This is a genomic window from Rhizobium sp. L9 (assembly GCF_002531885.1).
Lineage (GTDB): Bacteria > Pseudomonadota > Alphaproteobacteria > Rhizobiales > Rhizobiaceae > Rhizobium.
The window spans coordinates 78,353-94,682 of record NZ_NWSZ01000005.1 but is presented as its reverse complement, the minus strand read 5'-3'; the positions used below and the strand labels follow the sequence as shown (position 1 = coordinate 94,682).

Genomic DNA, 16,330 nt, shown 5'->3' with positions numbered 1-16,330 from the left:
CTTAGAAATATTCCGTGGTTGCCGGAATGCAACGAATAGGTTAATGGGGTCATCGGGTTTAAGCTTTTTAGTAACTTTTATAACGCTGCCGGGGCGGCGCGATTTCACGAAAGTGACGGAATGGTAGCGATCGGATTGTCCGGCCTGAAACGCAGTCTTGTCGTTTCTACGGTGCTCTGCTGCGGCGTGATCACCGGCTGCACGAGCGTCGAATATACCTCTCAGGCCGAACTGACAGCCGCTCAGACCGTGGTGCCGACGCCGAAGCCCGGCGAAGATGCGATGCTTGCCGCAGTCCCGACAGCTGAAGGTGCTGCCGGCCAGGCGATCGCCGGCAGCGTTCTTCCCCAGGCAGCTCCGTCGCTTACTGCAACGGCGATGCCGACCGCGCCGGGCTCCCAGCCTGCCGATCTGACCATGCAGCCCGGCATACAGCCGGCGGCCTATGCGCAGATCCCCCTGACGCCCGAGATGACAGCGATCCAATCCGTCGTGCCGACGCCGCGCCCGGGAACGCCGTCACAGCCGGCGACGCAGCTTGCCTTTGCCGCCACCCCGCAGAACAGCGCGCTTGCAGCACTTGCCGCAGTCGACACCACGCCGCGTTCCATGGATTACGGCTTCGACGAGTCAGGACCGATCGATCCGCCGACGGCTCCCCCGATGTTCAGCGACGACGACAGGGACGATGCGCCGACCGTCGAGAAGAGCTTCGTCACCAAGCTCATCCAGAAATATTCGAAGATCTACGAAATTCCCGAGACGCTGCTCCACCGCATCGTCCATCGCGAGAGCCGCTACAATCCGAAGGCTTACAACAAGCGCGGCTATTTCGGCCTCATGCAAATCAAATACAACACCGCCAAATCTATGGGCTATGACGGTGCGCCGGGCGGCCTCTTCGACGCCGAGACCAACATCAAATATGCCGCAAAATATCTGCGCGGCGCCTGGCTCGTCTCCGACAACAAGGAAGACGATGCTGTCCGCCTCTATGCGCGGGGCTATTACTACGACGCCAAGCGCAAGGGCATGAATGATGTCGCCCAGGGTAATTACTGAAACCGGGCAGCTAACAAAACAAACCAATTGAAACAGCGGTCGTAGCCTACGGCTGCGGTTGAGCCTGCCGGTGTGATTCGGCTTGCTGTTGCGGCGCTCGCGCTTGCGGCAACGCCGCCAGGACTGCCTTCAGAAGCGTCTGCGGTTGATAGCCGAGCCAGCCTGGTGTCAGGCCGAGCCGGACGACGATCAGATTGGCGGAAGGCACGATCGCCATACTCTGCCCGTCATGCCCCGTGAGCCAGAACGTATCCTCGGGCAGCCCGAACGCGGCGCTTGAGCCACCGGGCGCAAGCCAGGCCTGACCTTGCGTATACCGGCCGTTCGACGCCGCCGTCGGCGTGCGCATGGCGCCGACGAAGCCCTCCGGCAACAGCCGCTGGCCGTTCCACACGCCATCCTGCAACAGGAACTGCCCGAAGCGGGCCCAATCATGCGCCGTCGCGTACAGATAGGAGCTTCCGACAAAGGTGCCGCGCGCGTCGAGTTCGAAGATGGCACTCGTCATGCCGAGTGGGGAGAAGAGCGCGTCGTGCGGATAGGAGAAGGCTGCCGGCGCGCTGCCTACCCTGTCCATCCAGATGCGCGACAAGAGCACCGCCGTGCCGCTCGAATAGCGGAAGCGCTGCCCCGGTGCAGCCTCCATCGGCGCATTGGCCGGCAGCGACACCATGTCGGGATCGAGATAGAGCATGCGCGTCACATCCGCGACATCGCCATAATTCTCATTGAAGGCAAGGCCGCTCTCCATGCCGAGCAGGTCGGAAACCTTGATATTGGCGCGCGCATCGTCCTTCCACTGCGCCAGAAGATGATCGTCGTCGAAGGAGATCTTGCCGTCGAGCATCAGCCGTCCCAGGATCGCCGCATTAACCGTCTTCGTCATCGACCAGCCGATCAGCGGCGTCTTCGCCGAGAATCCGGCGCCATAGGCTTCGGCCACGATGCGGCCGTCACGCACCACCACGATCGCCCGCATCGCCGGGCCGGAAAGTCCGGCATCGCCCAGCAGCGCGGCGATCTTCTCGTCGGGATCACCTACGCCCTCGCCCTGCGGCCATAAGGCATCATTCGTCTCCGCTTTGACGGCCGCATCGAAGGGCACGGCATTCGCCGCCGCCTCGAAGTCGCCGTCCGGCACGCTCGTACAACCGAGACCGCTGCGATAGAAGGCGTAACTCGGCGCGAACAGCCCCATGAAGCGCGCCGTCACACGGCTGTTTTCGCGATCGACGCTTACACTCATCAGCCGAAGCAACGGATTTCCGGGCGCCTGGACATCGTCATGGAGCACATCATCCGCCTCCCGGCCGGCAATGAAGACATTGGAGCAGACGATCTTGGCGGCATAGCCGCCGCCGACGCGCAGAAGCTCCGGCGGCCGGACGAGCAGCCAGGCGGCGCCGGCAACGACGATGAGAACGACAAGGAGAGCAAGCGCCTTCAGGACACGCAGGACAAATCGCATGGCATTCCTCCGAATGCTTGGAGAGAAGCAGGAATTCCGCCTGCCGGAAAGGGCCGGCGCGAAGAATATTCCGTCACCCAATCACTTTCCGAGGAGGGCGATGTTCCCGAACGGCGCAGGCCCACAGCCCACGTCATCAAACTGTAGCAGTGGCGCGCTACACGCCCTGAACGCTAAAAAGGTGACAGACTCATGTCAGAATTTGCACCGGATGCCGGCTTCCGCAAGAACCGGAAACTCAAGGACGCCCTTCTCCGCCACAAGGCTTTTTCGAAGGAGGGCTTCTCCGAGCGGCTCTTCGGTCTTCTCTTCTCCGGCCTCGTCTATCCGCAGATCTGGGAGGATCCGGATCTCGACATGCGGGCGATGGAGTTGAAGCCCAATCACCGCATCGTCACCATCGGTTCGGGCGGCTGCAACATGCTCGCCTATCTCTCCAAGGCGCCGGCTTCGATCGACGTCGTCGACCTCAACCCGCACCATATCGCGCTGAACCGCCTGAAGCTTGCCGCCTTCAAGCACCTTCCCTGTCACGCCGATCTCATCCGCTTCCTGGCGATGCCGAACGAGAAATCGAACAGCCGCGCTTATGATCAGCATCTCGCTGCCAAACTCGACGAGGCGACGCGCAGTTACTGGAACGGCCGCAAATTCGGCCGCCGCCGCGTCACCGTCTTCGACCGCAACATCTATGAAACCGGCCTGCTCGGCCGCTTCATCGGTGCTGCCCACCTCCTTGCCCGTCTGCACGGCGTCAAGCTGCGCGAAATGACCAAAACCCGTTCGATCCGCGAGCAGCGCCAGTTCTTCGACGAGCAGATCGCACCCCTGTTCGAAAAGCCGGTCGTACGCTGGATCACCGGCCGCAAAAGTTCGCTCTTCGGCCTCGGCATTCCGCCGCAGCAATATGATGAGCTCGCAAGTCTTGCTGACGATCATTCGATCGCGCCGGTGCTGAAGCATCGCCTGGAAAAGCTCGCTTGTCATTTCCCGATGCGCGACAACTATTTCGCCTGGCAGGCCTTCGGTCGCCGCTACGGCACCGAAGAAGAAGGCCCGCTGCCAACCTATCTGAAGCCGGAGCACTACGAGGTGATCCGCGCCAATATCGACCGCGTCAACGTCCACCACGCAAGCTTCACCGAACTTCTGGCCCGCGAGCCGGCGGCTTCCCGCGACCGTTATATCCTGCTCGACGCGCAGGATTGGATGACCGACGGACAGCTGAACGACGTCTGGCGGGAGATCACCCGCACGGCGCGCGAAGGCGCTCGCGTAATCTTCCGTACCGCCGCCGAAAGAAGCATCATCGAAGGCCGTCTGTCACCTTCGATCCGCGACCAATGGGATTATTTCGAAGAGAAGTCGCGAGAGCTGACCGCGCTCGATCGCTCGGCGATCTACGGCGGCTTCCACATTTACGGGAAGAAGGCGTGAGCAAGATCGGAGCCGAGACGGCAGGAAAGAGCGCTCAACATGCCAGCCTGATGGATGGCATGTACCGCTACCAGCGCCATATCTACGACCTGACCCGCAAATATTACCTCCTCGGCCGCGACAGCACGATTCGCAATCTCGACGTGCCAGACAGCGGCACCCTGCTCGAAGTCGGCTGCGGTACCGGCCGCAACATGGCTTTGGCTCACAGGCATTTCCCGAGCGCCAAGCTGTTCGGCCTCGACATTTCCCAGGAAATGCTGATCTCGGCTCGCAAGACCTTCGCCACCAAGGCGGCGATTCCGGATTTCCGCGTCGCCGATGCCACGGCGTTTACCCCGCGCGAATTCGGCGTCAGCGGCTTCGACCGTATCCTGATCTCCTATGCCCTGTCGATGATCCCTGACTGGGAACGCGCCGTCGATGCGTCGATCGCCGCACTCAATCCCGGTGGCCAGCTGCATATCGTCGATTTCGGCCAGCAGGAAGGCCTGCCGCCTTGGTTCCGCCACATGCTGCAGGCCTGGCTTGCGAAATTCCATGTCACTCCGCGCGCCGATTTGCAGGAGGTCCTGGAAGCGCAAGCCGAGGAACACAATGCGCGATTGTCCTTTGAAACAGTCGGCGGCGGTTACGCCTGGCGGGCGGCCATTATCAGCAGGCGCTCATAATTCGCTTGAAACTAACCGATTTTTTACGTTGATATGATGAAAAGAGGGTTATTCCTCTGCTGGGCTCGTCATTTTCGAAGGTCAGGCTGTGGGGCAAAGAGATCATTCGGTTCACGACGGGATACCCATGCGCCGGCTTTTGTTTTGCGTTCTGCCCCTGGCCATCCTGCTGGCGGGCTGCTCCTCCTCCGGTCATGACTATCTCGAAACCGCATCGATAAAGCCAAAGACGCGCTTCCAGGACACCGATCCTCAGGATTTCGGCTCGAAGCATCCGCAGCAGAACGCGATCCACGGCATCGACATTTCCAAATGGCAGGGTGACATCGACTGGGCGACGGTGAGGAATTCCGGCGTCGGCTTCGCCTTCATCAAGGCGACGGAAGGCAAGGACAGTGTCGATCCGCGCTTCGACGAATATTGGCGCGAGGCGCGCGCCGCCGGCATCCCGCACGCCCCCTACCATTTCTATTATTTCTGCTCCTCGGCCGATGAGCAGGCCGACTGGTTCATCCGCAACGTGCCCAAGGAGGCCATGCGCCTGCCGCCGGTGCTCGACGTCGAGTGGAACGCCGAATCGAAGACCTGCCGCTATCGTCCCGACCCGGTAACGGTGCGCTCCGAAATGCAGCGCTTCATGGACCGGCTGGAGGCCTATTACGGCAAGCGCCCGATCATCTATACTTCGGTGGATTTCCACCGCGACAATCTCGCGGGCTATTTCCAGGATTATCATTTCTGGGTCCGCTCGGTGGCGAAACATCCCGAAGTGACCTATTCCGACCGCCGCTGGGCCTTCTGGCAATATACCTCGACCGGCGTTATTCCCGGCATCAAGGGGCCGACCGACATCAACGTCTTTGCCGGCAGCGCAAAGAACTGGAACAATTGGGTCGCGGCCGTTTCCAAGGATAGAAATTCTTAGTAACGTCTTTCAATCTTTCTTGCTTCCGTCACATTCCTCTGTGAAAGCGACGGATATCCATTTGCTATAAGGACCACCTTCATGCACCGCTCGCTCGCAAGCCGCTCTGCACTCGCCCTCCTGTTTGGCCTTGCTTTTGCAGGCGGCGCGGCCGCCCAGCAGGCGCCCACGGCCTCGGCTCCGGCAGCTCCCTGCCGCGGCGATCTGTCGGCCTTCCTCCAGGGCGTCAAGGCTGATGCGGTCGCCGCAGGCGCCAGCGCCGCGGCCGCCGACGAGGCGCTGGCCGGCGCCGAAATCGATCCCAAGGTCCTGAGCCGGGACCGCGCCCAAGGCGTCTTCAAGCAGACCTTCCTCGAATTCTCGCAGCGCACCGTCAGCCAGGCCCGCCTCGACATCGGCCGCCAGAAGATGAAGCAATATGCCGACGTCTTTGCCCGGGCCGAGCAGGAATTCGGCGTTCCCCCAGGCGTGATCACTGCATTCTGGGCGATGGAAACCGATTTCGGTGCCGTCCAGGGCGATTTCAACACCCGCAATGCCCTGGTGACGCTGTCGCACGACTGCCGCCGCCCGGAGCTCTTCCGCCCGCAGCTGATCGCCTTGATCGAGATGGTCGAGCACGGCGACCTCGACCCCGCCACCAACACCGGCGCCTGGGCCGGCGAGATAGGCCAGGTTCAGATGCTGCCGCGCGACATCATCGCCTATGGCATGGATGGCGACGGCGACGGCCATGTCCGCCTGAAGCAGAGCGGCCCGGACGCCATCCTGACGGCAGCGAAATTCATCCAGCATCTCGGCTTCGAGCGCGGTCAGCCCTGGCTGCAGGAAGTCACCCTCCCCGACAACCTGCCTTGGGAGAAATCCGGCCTTGGCGGCGCAATGAAGGCGAGCGAGTGGTTCGCGCTCGGCGTCAAGCCGCGCGACGGAAACACGGCCTTCGGTGAATTGGAGGGTGATCTGGTCCTGCCGCAGGGCCGCATGGGACCGGCCTTCATCGCCTATCCCAATTTCAAGATCTATCTCGAATGGAACAAATCGTTCATCTACACGACGTCGGCCGCCTATTTCGCCACCCGCCTTTCCGGCGCCCCGACCTATCTCAAGGGCACACCGGAACAGGGTCTTGCCAACGACCAGATGAAGACGCTGCAGACCAAGCTGCAGTCACTCGGCCACGATGTCGGCGAGATCGACGGTATTCTCGGTTCCGGCACGCGTATCGCAATCCAGAAGGAACAGCAGCGCTTGGGCATACCGGCCGACGGCTGGGCGACGCCTGCCCTTCTCAACGCTCTCTGATCGCCTCTGGCACTCCCGCCGCTCGTTTCGCAAGAAACGGGTGGCGCCGCTCACCGTCCGCGTTAAAGCATAATGCTGAGGAGCGACGCCGGGTCTAGACGATGCGGCTTTGGATGGAGGAAGATGGCATGGACAGCAAAATGAGTGCCTGGATCTGGAGCCTGCTGCTCCTGCTTGGTCTTATCTGGGGCGGCTCCTTTTTCTTCGCGCGCATCGCCGTCCAGCATATCCCGCCGCTGACGCTCGTCTTCCTCCGTCTGCTGCTGGCCGGGCTGGCGCTGCACGTCTATATCGCCGGCCGTTTCGATATCTATTCGACCCTGAAAGCCCGCTGGCGCGAATTCCTGATCCTAGGGCTGATCAACAATGCCCTGCCGCATGCGCTGATCTTCTTCGGTCAGACCCGCATCGGCGCCGGCCTTGCGGCGATCTTGAACGCAACGACGCCGATCTGGACCGTGCTGATCGCCAATTATCTCACCTCCGACGAAAAGCTGTCCTCGGCCAAGATCGCCGGCTGCCTCGTCGGCCTCGCCGGAACGATTGTGCTGGTCAGCCCTGGCCTGTCGGCCAGCGGCCAAGCCCCCCTCTGGGCGCTGCTGCTCCCTGTGCTTGCCGCCATCTCCTACGGGTTCGCAGCCACCTACGGCAAGCGATTCAAGGACGTTCCGGCACCGGTCACCGCAGCCGGCCAGTTGACCGCGTCCTCGCTGATCACTTTGCCGCTGTCGCTGCTGGCCGATCGCCCCTGGACGCTCTCCTTGCCGCCGCTCGATATCCTGCTCGCCGTCCTGGCGTTGGCGCTGGTGTCGACCGCTTTCGCCTACATTCTCTATTTCCGAATCATGGCGGCGGCGGGCGCCACCAACGCCTCGCTTGTCACCCTGCTAGTGCCGCCAAGCGCCATCCTGCTCGGCGTGCTTTTCCTCGGAGAACGGCTGGCGGTTGGCGAATTCGCGGGCATGGCGCTGATCGGTTTCGGCCTTGTCATCCTCGATGGCCGCGCCTACCGTCTGGTGGTGAAAGCTGCCTGAAGGATGGTTGCATATTCCCTATGTTTTCAACCGGTTGCCGAGCCGCCATGATTCGGGCGCATAGGTAAATCCTCAATCGCCTGATTTAACGCGGCGTTAAAATCTGTGAACAAAAATAAGCACGAAATTATCCTGTGATATCAATAATTTGTGAAAACGCTATTCGCCTTATCCGCCGACCGCTTCGGCAGCGCAGCATAAAATCCGCTTTTCAACCGACATATTTCAGACATAATATCGGCCGGTTAACGCGAGGAGACAGACATGGGACTCACGCAATCCTTGAATGTTCTGTTGGTCAGTGCAGCGTTTGCTTTCGTCCTGTCCATGCTCTTTATTTGAACTGACGGGCTGGTAGCGCTGATAGTGCCTAAACTCCCCTGATCAATCCGCCAACGAAAAAGCGCATGTCCCGCCCGACATGCGCTTTTTCACTTTTGAACGTCTGAAAGGATCAGGCGGCGGCGCCCGCGCTCTTTGCCGCCCGGCGGGAGTAGCCGAGATTGTCGAGCACCGCGGAAACCAGCGGCGCGCGGTTCATCGTATAGAGATGGAAATCACCGATGCCGCGCCGGACGAGATCCTCGATCTGCTCGGCAGCAACTTCGGCCGCGACCTTTGCCCGATCCTCGGGCTTGTCGTCGAAGCCCGCGAAACGCTCATCGAGGAAGGCCGGGATGACCGCGCCACAGGCACCGGCGAAACGCTTCAGTTGCGTCAGGTTCTGGATCGGCATGATGCCGGGCACGATCGGGATCGAGATGCCGGCGGCGCGCACCCGCTCCAGGTAGCGCTCGAAATTGTCGTTGTCGAAGAAGAACTGCGTCAACGCCCGGTCAGCGCCGTTATCGGCCTTGCGCTTTAGCATCTCGATATCGGCGGCCGTATTACGGCTTTCCGGGTGTTTTTCAGGATAGGCGGAGACCGAAATCTCGAAATCACCGACCGACTTGAGACCGGCCACCAGTTCCGCGGCATTGGCGTAACCGCCGGGATGCGGCTGATAGGGCGCACCGACGCCGCCAGGCGCATCGCCGCGCAACGCCACGAAATGCTTTACGCCGACCTTGCGAAACGTATCGATCATCTGATGCGTTTCCTCCTTCGTCGCACCGACGCAGGTCAGGTGCGAAGCGGTGGCAAGCGGCGTCTGCGACAGGAAGCGCGTCACCGCCGACAGCGTCGGCGCCTTTGTGGTGCCGCCGGCGCCATAGGTCACCGACACGAAATCCGGATCCCAGTCCTGCAGCTTAGCGACGGCATCCCAGAGCTGCGCCTCCATTTCTTCCGATTTCGGTGGAAAGAACTCGAAGGAGATCCCGAAGTTGCGCCCGCGTCCTTCGCTTTTCAAAGCCATGTTCATACTCTCCCGGCAAATGTAGCTTCGGCGCCTTCGCTGGTCTGCGAAGCCATGAGGCGCCTCGGATCGCGCGCGAGCCAGACGGTGACCGTCAACCCCTGCCCGCCCTGCTGACCCGGATGAAGATCGACGACCTGCTCGACGTCGAGCCCGGCTTTGCGCAGCCAGTCGGACATCGCCTGGTGCGAAAAGCCGAGACGGACATGGGCATGTTCGTCGCGGAGATATTCGAGCGTGTGCGGTGCGAGATCGATGACCACGAGCCGCCCGCCCGGCCGCAGCATGCGCGCCGCTTCCGCGATCGCAATCTCCGGCTGGTCGAAGAAATGCAGCACCTGATGGATCGTCACCAGGTCGAAATCCTGCCCCTCGAACGGAAGGTTGAGGATATCGGCGTGGCGCACCGTCGCCTTGGTGATACGCGATTTGTCGAGATTGGCGCGCGCCACGCTCAGCATGTCGCGGCTGGCGTCGACACCGACAGCGCGGCGGTAGAGCCCGGACAGGAGTTCGAGGATGCGGCCGGTGCCGGTGCCGAGATCCAGCAGCGAATCGATCGGCTGGTTGCCGAGCAGCCGAATGACGGCGGCGTCGACCTCCTCATCGGCCGCGTGCAGGCGACGAAGCTCGTCCCATTCGGCGGCGTTGCGGCTGAAATAGGCCTGCGCCCGCTCGGCTCGCTGGCGCTTGACCTGCGAAAGCCGCTCGCCGTCGCGAAGGATGGTCGGGTCATTCTCGGAGACATGTTTCAGCAGCGCCCGCACGAGCATGGCCGCCTTGCCGTCCTGCTTGAGACGGAAATAGGCCCAGGCGCCTTCTTGGTAGCGTTCGATCAGTTCGGCCTCGCCGAGCAGCTTCAGGTGGCGGGAGATTCGCGGCTGCGATTGGCCGAGGATTTCGGTAAGATCCGTGACCGTCAGGTCGCCGCCGTCGAGAAGGGCCAGAAGACGCAGACGCGTGGGTTCGCCGGCCGCCTTCAAGACGTCCACCAACCCATCCAGTCCCAGCTTCAAAGGTTCGCTCATCATTGGCCCAATCAAGATATAAAGATATCTTTATGTGATTTGAAAAGCGGTGGCAAGCGGCAATTCGCACTGTTCGCGAAATTGCCTGCGCAAATTGCGACAAGGTCCGAGATGAAAAAGCCCCGGTCGAACCAGGGCCTTTGCAAGCAGAAATAAAGCAGGATCAGCGCGTCAGGCGCTTGTGAGCCTGACTGCCAGGATTGAGGGCGTCGGGGCCGAGGCGGCGGATCTTGTCCTGCTCGTAATCCTCGAAATTGCCTTCGAACCATTCGACATGGCCCTCGCCTTCGAAAGCCAGGATGTGCGTCGCCAGACGGTCGAGGAACATGCGGTCGTGGCTGATGATGATGGCGCAGCCGGCGAAATTCTCGAGCGCGTTTTCGAGAGCGCCGAGCGTTTCCGTATCGAGGTCGTTGGTGGGTTCGTCGAGCAGCAGAACATTGCCCCCGGCCTTCAGCATCTTGGCGAGGTGCACGCGGTTGCGCTGACCGCCCGAGAGATTGCCGACCTTCTGCTGCTGATCACCACCCTTGAAGTTGAAGGCGCCGCAGTAGGCACGCGAGTTCATGTCGAACTTGCCGAGCTTGATGATTTCGGCGCCACCGGAGATTTCCTCCCAGACCGTCTTGTCGGCGGCCAGCGCGTCGCGGCTCTGGTCGACATAACCGAGATGCACGGTCTCGCCGATACGGATCGAGCCGCTATCCGGCTTTTCCTGGCCAGTGATCATCTTGAACAGGGTCGTCTTGCCGGCGCCGTTCGGGCCGATGATGCCGACGATGCCGCCCGGCGGCAGCTTGATCGACAGGTCGTTGATCAGCGTGCGACCCTCGAAGCCCTTGGTGATGCCTTCCAACTCGATGACCACCTGGCCGAGCCGTTCGCTGACCGGGATGATGATCTGCGCGTCGCCGGGACGCTGCTTCTCGGCCGCCTCCACCAACTGCTCGTAGGATTTGATACGCGCCTTCGACTTGGCCTGGCGAGCCTTCGGGCTGGAAGCAATCCATTCCTGCTCGCGGCTGATCGCCTTCTGGCGCGATGCCTCTTCGCGGTTTTCCTGCAGCATGCGCTTGGCCTTGGCCTGCAAATAGGCGGAGTAGTTGCCTTCGTAAGGGATGCCGCGGCCGCGATCGAGTTCGAGGATCCAGCCGGTGACGTTATCCAGGAAGTAGCGGTCGTGGGTGATCATCATCACGGCGCCGGGATAGTCGCGCAGATGCTTTTCGAGCCAGGCGATGGTTTCGGCGTCCAGATGGTTAGTCGGCTCGTCGAGCAGCAACAGATCCGGCTGCGAGAGCAGCAGGCGGCAGAGTGCGATGCGGCGGCGCTCACCACCGGACAGGCTGGTGACCTCGGCATCGCGCGGCGGGCAGCGCAGGGCTTCCATCGCCATCTCGACTTGGCTTTCCAGATCCCAGAGGTTCTGGCTGTCGATGATGTCCTGGAGCTTCGCCCCCTCTTCCGCTGTCTCGTCCGAGTAATTCATCATCAATTCGTTGTAACGATCGACGATCGCCGTCTTCGCGGCAACACCTTCCATGACGTTCTCGAAAACCGTCTTGGTGGGGTCGAGTTTCGGCTCCTGCTCGAGATAGCCGACTGTGGCACCCTCGGCGAGCCAGGCTTCGCCGGTATACTCCTTGTCCTGGCCGGCGATGATGCGCAGCACAGTGGATTTACCGGCGCCGTTCGGTCCGAGGATGCCGATCTTGGCATCCGGGTAGAAGGAAAGGTGGATGTTCTCCAGGATCTTCTTGTTGCCATAGGCCTTGTTGAGGCCGGACATATGATAGATGAATTGACGTGCCATGCTGCGCTGCTCCGGGCGGGAAACTTCGTTTCGTGCCGCTATGTAGGCGAAACAGCGCCTGTGAGCAACGCCGAAACCCGTTTACGCCGGATTCCGGTCAGAAGCCCGCCGCATCGACAACGCCCTCGTCACAGCCGAACGAGGTTTTTCCCGCCCCCTGGATCAGATCGGCAAGGCTTGCGCTTTTGGCCGATGCCGCTCCCGCATCCGCAGACAGTCCGATCGTCAACTCGCTGATCACCCTGACACTGCCGGCTCGCCGGCAGCTCATCTTGACGCGCTCGCCCGCACCCGGCCCGAAGCTTTTGTCGAAAGCAGCCTTGATCGCCTCCGCCTTGACCGTCTTGCCGATATTGGCGGCGAAGAGATCGCGCACGGCCGATGTATTGAGCGCATCCACCAGATGGACGCCGACGCCGAAATAATCCTCCACGCTCATTTTCGTGCAGGTGCCATGCTTTATCCATTCGTGCCGTTCGAGGCCGGACTGCGTGCCGGGCATCGCCTTTGCAAGCGACGCCTTCGTCTCGGCCGAAAGCGCGACATCAGGCAAAGTATCCCATTTGCCGTCCTTGTCGGCAGCCTTCTGATCGTCGCTGACGCCGCAATAATCCTGCCGCATCGGCCACAGGCCATGCAGGGAGAAATTCGTCGCGTCATGGCGCTCGCCGGTCTGGCTGGCGCATTCGGGCTTCTTCTGGTTCGTCTGGCAGAAGGCGGGCTGCCAGCTCGCAGCAAGAATGAAACGGGTACGGCCCTCGGCCTCCTGCGCCACGGCAGCGCCGGCAAGGATCATCGACGCGACGAATGTAAAGGTACGCAACTGCATGCTGCTCATTTCAACCCCCAAAAGAAGAACAATGCAGGAACAGATAAGCACAAAGCATAAACGGCAGCAACCCTGAATCGCAACTATCCTGGAATTTGTTCTCGACTGCGTCGTCGGAAACAGTCGGCTGTTCCGGGAAGCTCCCTGTTCTTGAGTTACGCACGGACGCTGTCGCACTTATGGTTGCAGAATATTCTGCCCAAATCGATTCCGCTTTAAGGAATTATGCAGTAGCGATCTGCTCTGCTGCGGCAGGGAGGATCCGGATGTTTTCTGATACGCAAAGGCTCGCCGTAGGGGAAGCGTCTCTGGCCTATCACCATGCCGAAGCCGCCGCTCCGGCACGCGGCATCCTGTTGATATCGCACGGCCTGGCGGAGCACTCGAAGCGCTATGGCCGCTTTGCCGAGGCGATGGCGGGGCGCGGCTATCACGTCTATGCCCATGATCACCGTGGCCACGGCGAGACGACCGCGCCCGACGCGCCGATTGGCCGCTTCGCCCGCTGGAATGGCGTCGATCGGGTGATCGGCGACGTCATTGCCATGCGCGCCCATGCGGCCTCGCGCAATCCCGGCCTGAAGGTGATCCTATTTGGCCACTCGATGGGCGGCCTCATCGCGCTCAATGCCGCTGTCACCGCTCCCTCCGACTTCGATGCTGTCGCCGTCTGGAATTCGAATTTCGCAGTCGGCCTTGCCGGCCGAGCCGCCCAGGCGATCCTCCTTGCGGAACGTATGCTGAAGGGCTCCGACGTCCCGAGCGGCCTCTTGCCGAAGCTCACCTTCGGAGCTTGGGGAAAATCGATCCCGGACCGCCGCACCGAGTTCGACTGGCTGTCGCGCCACGCCGATGAAGTCGACAAATATATCGCCGATCCGCTCTGCGGCTTTGACGCATCAGTCTCGCTCTGGCTCGATCTCTTCGAGCTGACTTTTCGCGCGCCGCAGAAACTCCATCTGGATCGGCTGCCGCGTGATATGCCAATCCATCTCGTCGGCGGCGCCAATGATCCCGCGACGGAGAGTGGAAAAGCCGTGCGCTGGCTGTCAAACAATTTGAAAGCCAGAGGCTTCTCTCGTATCAGTACAGTGATATATCAGGGTATGCGGCATGAGACGCTGAACGAAATTGGCGCCGACGCGGCGATCGCAGCCTTCGCGGACTGGTGCGAAGAGGCACTCGCGACATCCAAAGCCAGAAAGAATCCGTCATGAGTAGCCCCTCCGCCCGCGCCGCTTCGTCCGCCTCCGAAGTGACGATAGGGCTGGCGCTGATGTTTCTGTCGGTGATGGTCTCGCCGCTCATCGATATCTTCGCCAAGCTTGCCGTCGTAACCGTCCCATCAGCCGAGATCACTGCCGGCCGCTTCGTCGTGCAGGCGCTCTGCATGCTGCCGATCGTGCTATGGCGGCGCAGCTTTGCCGATTTCTCTTGGCGTCAGAGCCTGTTCCACGCCATCCGCGGCTTCATCATCACCGTCTCGATGATCTCTTTCGTCACCACGTTGAAATACATGGCGGTCGCCGACGCGATCGCGATCTTCTTCATCGAGCCGATCATCGTGACCATCTTCGGCGGCATTTTCCTCAAGGAGACGATCGGCTGGCGGCGTTACACCGCCTGCGGCGTCGGCTTCTTCGGGGCGATGCTGATCATTCAGCCGAGTTTCGAAGAGGTCGGCTACATCGCGCTCCTGCCCATCCTGACGGCGCTCTGCGTCGCGACCTTCGTGTTGATGACCCGCGTCCTCTCACACAGCGAGGACCCTTGGTCGATGCAGTTTCAGATGGGCATGTGGGGCTTGCTCTTCTGCACCCTCCTGCTTTTTATCGGTGAAGGAAGCGGCTCCGATCTCTTCGATCCCGTCATGCCCGCAGGCAGCGCCTGGTTCTATGTCGCCGGCGTCGGGGCTATGGCCGCCACAGCCGGAATCCTCGGCGTCTACGCCTATCGGGCAGCACCGGCGTCGACGCTGGCACCGCTGCAATATTTCGAGATCGTCTCAGCTACGATCTTCGCCTGGCTTGTTTTCGGTGACTTTCCGGATGCCATCAAATGGCTCGGCATCACGATCATCATGGCGTCGGGCTTCTACATCCTCTGGCGAGAGCGCCGCTTTGCTTCAAAGCCCGTATCCGATACATCTGAGGTGACGCTGGCGCCGTAGACACTGGACGGGAGGACCATGACCGAGACCGCGACGAAAAAGCCGCCGCTTACCGGCATCCGGGTGATCGAGCTTGCCCGCGTGCTGGCCGGCCCTTGGGCGGGCCAGATGCTCGCCGATCTCGGCGCCGACGTCATCAAAGTTGAAAATCCCGATGGCGGCGACGATACTCGCCAATGGGGGCCGCCCTTCGTCGAAGGTGCGGACGGCGAAAATCTCTCGGCCGCCTATTACCACGCCACCAATCGCGGCAAACGCTCCATCACCGCCGACCTCAAGAGCCCTGAGGGCCAGCAGCTCGTCCGTCGTCTCATAGCCACTGCCGACGTGGTAATCGAGAATTTCAAGGTCGACGGCCTCGTCAAATACGGGCTCGATTACGACAGCGTTCGCGAGGTGAACCCGAGGCTCGTTTATTGCTCGATCACAGGCTTCGGCCAGACCGGCCCCTATGCCGGCTTCGCCGGCTACGATTACATCGTTCAGGGCATGTCCGGCTTCATGTCGATCACCGGCGAGCCGGACGGCCAGCCGATGAAGGCGGGCGTGGCGATCGCCGACATCTTTACCGGCATCTATGCCGTCTCGGCGATCGAGGCCGCCCTGATCCATGCCTTGAAAACCGGCGAAGGCCAGTTGATAGACATGGCCCTGCTCGACGTGCAATCGGCCGTGCTCGCCAATCAGAACATGAATTACCTCGTCTCCGGCGCCGCACCGACCCGCCTCGGCAACGCCCATCCGAACATCTCGCCCTATGAAGTCGTGCCGACGGCCGACGGTTATCTCATCCTGGCCGTCGGCAACGACGGCCAGTTCCGCCGCCTCTCTACCATCCTCGGCCTGGAGACGATCGCGGATGACGAGCGTTTCTCCACCAACAAAGCCCGCGTCGCCAACCGCGGCGAGGTGCGCCGCCTGATCTCCACCGAGACGCTGAAATGGCAGAAAGCGGATCTCCTGAAGGCCTGCGAGCAGAACGCGGTCCCATCAGGCGCGATCAACACGATCGAGGAAATGTTCGCCGACCCGCAGGTGAAAGCTCGCGGTCTGCGCATCGACCTTGCCGATTCCGCTGGCACCGTCATCCCCGGGGTCAGGACGCCAGTCGTGCTGTCGGAAACACCTTTGCGCTACGCCAGGCCCAGCCCGCGGCTCGGCGAGCATAGAGAGGAAATTCTGGCGGAACTGGCCGAGCTTGAGAGGAAGGCATCGTCATGAAGAAGGTATCATC

Annotated in this window: 14 protein-coding genes; 9 read left to right on the top strand and 5 right to left on the bottom strand. The window is 61.5% G+C overall.

Annotated elements, in window-relative coordinates; genetic code table 11:
- Positions 1-120 precede the first annotated feature (120 nt).
- The gene (locus CO660_RS05785; RefSeq protein WP_085778794.1) at positions 121-1,062 is read left to right on the top strand and encodes a lytic transglycosylase domain-containing protein; all 942 of its coding nucleotides are present in this window, start codon (positions 121-123) and stop codon (positions 1,060-1,062) included.
- A 46-nt stretch (positions 1,063-1,108) separates the two neighbouring features.
- Here CO660_RS05785 and CO660_RS05780 read toward each other — a convergent pair whose 3' ends face one another.
- Positions 1,109-2,530: a serine hydrolase gene (locus CO660_RS05780; protein WP_097597947.1), complete on the bottom strand. Its 1,422-nt coding sequence runs from the start codon at positions 2,528-2,530 to the stop codon at positions 1,109-1,111.
- A 192-nt stretch (positions 2,531-2,722) separates the two neighbouring features.
- Here CO660_RS05780 and CO660_RS05775 point away from each other — a divergent pair, with 192 nt between their 5' ends.
- From CO660_RS05775 to CO660_RS05755, 5 genes are all read left to right on the top strand, one after another.
- On the top strand, positions 2,723-3,967 hold the full coding sequence (locus CO660_RS05775) for a DUF3419 family protein (RefSeq protein ID WP_097597946.1): 1,245 nt from the start codon (positions 2,723-2,725) through the stop codon (positions 3,965-3,967).
- Positions 3,964-4,638 carry a class I SAM-dependent methyltransferase gene (locus tag CO660_RS05770; RefSeq protein WP_097597945.1) on the top strand — a complete coding sequence of 225 codons (675 nt, stop codon included), beginning with the start codon at positions 3,964-3,966 and terminating at the stop codon, positions 4,636-4,638. The genes CO660_RS05775 and CO660_RS05770 overlap by 4 nt, the downstream gene beginning before the upstream one ends.
- 127 nt (positions 4,639-4,765) lie before the next feature.
- Entirely contained in the window at positions 4,766-5,563 is a 798-nt protein-coding gene (locus CO660_RS05765) for a GH25 family lysozyme (RefSeq protein ID WP_097597944.1), read from the top strand.
- Positions 5,564-5,644: 81 nt separating this feature from the next.
- Positions 5,645-6,865, top strand: coding sequence for a lytic murein transglycosylase (locus CO660_RS05760; RefSeq protein ID WP_097597943.1), 1,221 nt, complete (start codon positions 5,645-5,647; stop codon positions 6,863-6,865).
- Positions 6,866-6,993: 128 nt separating this feature from the next.
- Complete coding sequence (locus CO660_RS05755) at positions 6,994-7,899, top strand: DMT family transporter (protein ID WP_097598115.1); 906 nt, start codon at positions 6,994-6,996, stop codon at positions 7,897-7,899.
- A 454-nt stretch (positions 7,900-8,353) separates the two neighbouring features.
- Here the strand turns inward: CO660_RS05755 and metF are convergent, their stop codons facing one another.
- The 4 genes from metF to CO660_RS05735 all read right to left on the bottom strand — a co-directional run bounded on the left by metF (position 8,354) and on the right by CO660_RS05735 (position 12,935).
- Complete coding sequence (metF, locus tag CO660_RS05750; protein ID WP_097597942.1) at positions 8,354-9,256, bottom strand: methylenetetrahydrofolate reductase [NAD(P)H]; 903 nt, start codon at positions 9,254-9,256, stop codon at positions 8,354-8,356.
- Between the two features lie 2 nt (positions 9,257-9,258).
- Entirely contained in the window at positions 9,259-10,284 is a 1,026-nt protein-coding gene (locus CO660_RS05745) for a metalloregulator ArsR/SmtB family transcription factor (RefSeq protein ID WP_097598114.1), read from the bottom strand.
- Positions 10,285-10,447: 163 nt separating this feature from the next.
- The gene (gene ettA, locus CO660_RS05740; protein WP_011426118.1) at positions 10,448-12,097 is read right to left on the bottom strand and encodes an energy-dependent translational throttle protein EttA; all 1,650 of its coding nucleotides are present in this window, start codon (positions 12,095-12,097) and stop codon (positions 10,448-10,450) included.
- Positions 12,098-12,194: 97 nt separating this feature from the next.
- Positions 12,195-12,935, bottom strand: coding sequence for a ribonuclease (locus CO660_RS05735; protein WP_097597941.1), 741 nt, complete (start codon positions 12,933-12,935; stop codon positions 12,195-12,197).
- A 257-nt stretch (positions 12,936-13,192) separates the two neighbouring features.
- On the opposite strand from CO660_RS05735, the gene CO660_RS05730 reads away from it, so the two are divergent.
- Genes CO660_RS05730 through CO660_RS05720 form a run of 3 tightly spaced genes read left to right on the top strand, consistent with a single transcriptional unit; the run spans position 13,193 to position 16,317 of the window.
- On the top strand, positions 13,193-14,143 hold the full coding sequence (locus tag CO660_RS05730) for an alpha/beta hydrolase (protein WP_097597940.1): 951 nt from the start codon (positions 13,193-13,195) through the stop codon (positions 14,141-14,143).
- Positions 14,140-15,096: a DMT family transporter gene (locus tag CO660_RS05725; RefSeq protein WP_097597939.1), complete on the top strand. Its 957-nt coding sequence runs from the start codon at positions 14,140-14,142 to the stop codon at positions 15,094-15,096. The genes CO660_RS05730 and CO660_RS05725 overlap by 4 nt, the downstream gene beginning before the upstream one ends.
- Positions 15,097-15,114: 18 nt before the next feature.
- Positions 15,115-16,317: a CaiB/BaiF CoA-transferase family protein gene (locus tag CO660_RS05720; protein ID WP_097597938.1), complete on the top strand. Its 1,203-nt coding sequence runs from the start codon at positions 15,115-15,117 to the stop codon at positions 16,315-16,317.
- Positions 16,318-16,330: the final 13 nt, after the last annotated feature.

Excerpts from the sequence above, each read along its gene's own strand:
- CO660_RS05785 (WP_085778794.1), top strand. The coding sequence starts at position 121 with ATGGTAGCGATCGGATTGTCCGGCCTGAAACGCAGTCTTGTCGTTTCT.
- CO660_RS05780 (WP_097597947.1), bottom strand. The coding sequence starts at position 2,530 with ATGCGATTTGTCCTGCGTGTCCTGAAGGCGCTTGCTCTCCTTGTCGTT.
- CO660_RS05775 (WP_097597946.1), top strand. The coding sequence starts at position 2,723 with ATGTCAGAATTTGCACCGGATGCCGGCTTCCGCAAGAACCGGAAACTC.
- CO660_RS05765 (WP_097597944.1), top strand. The coding sequence starts at position 4,766 with ATGCGCCGGCTTTTGTTTTGCGTTCTGCCCCTGGCCATCCTGCTGGCG.
- CO660_RS05760 (WP_097597943.1), top strand. The coding sequence starts at position 5,645 with ATGCACCGCTCGCTCGCAAGCCGCTCTGCACTCGCCCTCCTGTTTGGC.
- CO660_RS05755 (WP_097598115.1), top strand. The coding sequence starts at position 6,994 with ATGGACAGCAAAATGAGTGCCTGGATCTGGAGCCTGCTGCTCCTGCTT.
- metF (WP_097597942.1), bottom strand. The coding sequence starts at position 9,256 with ATGGCTTTGAAAAGCGAAGGACGCGGGCGCAACTTCGGGATCTCCTTC.
- CO660_RS05745 (WP_097598114.1), bottom strand. The coding sequence starts at position 10,284 with ATGAGCGAACCTTTGAAGCTGGGACTGGATGGGTTGGTGGACGTCTTG.
- ettA (WP_011426118.1), bottom strand. The coding sequence starts at position 12,097 with ATGGCACGTCAATTCATCTATCATATGTCCGGCCTCAACAAGGCCTAT.
- CO660_RS05735 (WP_097597941.1), bottom strand. The coding sequence starts at position 12,935 with ATGAGCAGCATGCAGTTGCGTACCTTTACATTCGTCGCGTCGATGATC.
- CO660_RS05730 (WP_097597940.1), top strand. The coding sequence starts at position 13,193 with ATGTTTTCTGATACGCAAAGGCTCGCCGTAGGGGAAGCGTCTCTGGCC.
- CO660_RS05725 (WP_097597939.1), top strand. The coding sequence starts at position 14,140 with ATGAGTAGCCCCTCCGCCCGCGCCGCTTCGTCCGCCTCCGAAGTGACG.
- CO660_RS05720 (WP_097597938.1), top strand. The coding sequence starts at position 15,115 with ATGACCGAGACCGCGACGAAAAAGCCGCCGCTTACCGGCATCCGGGTG.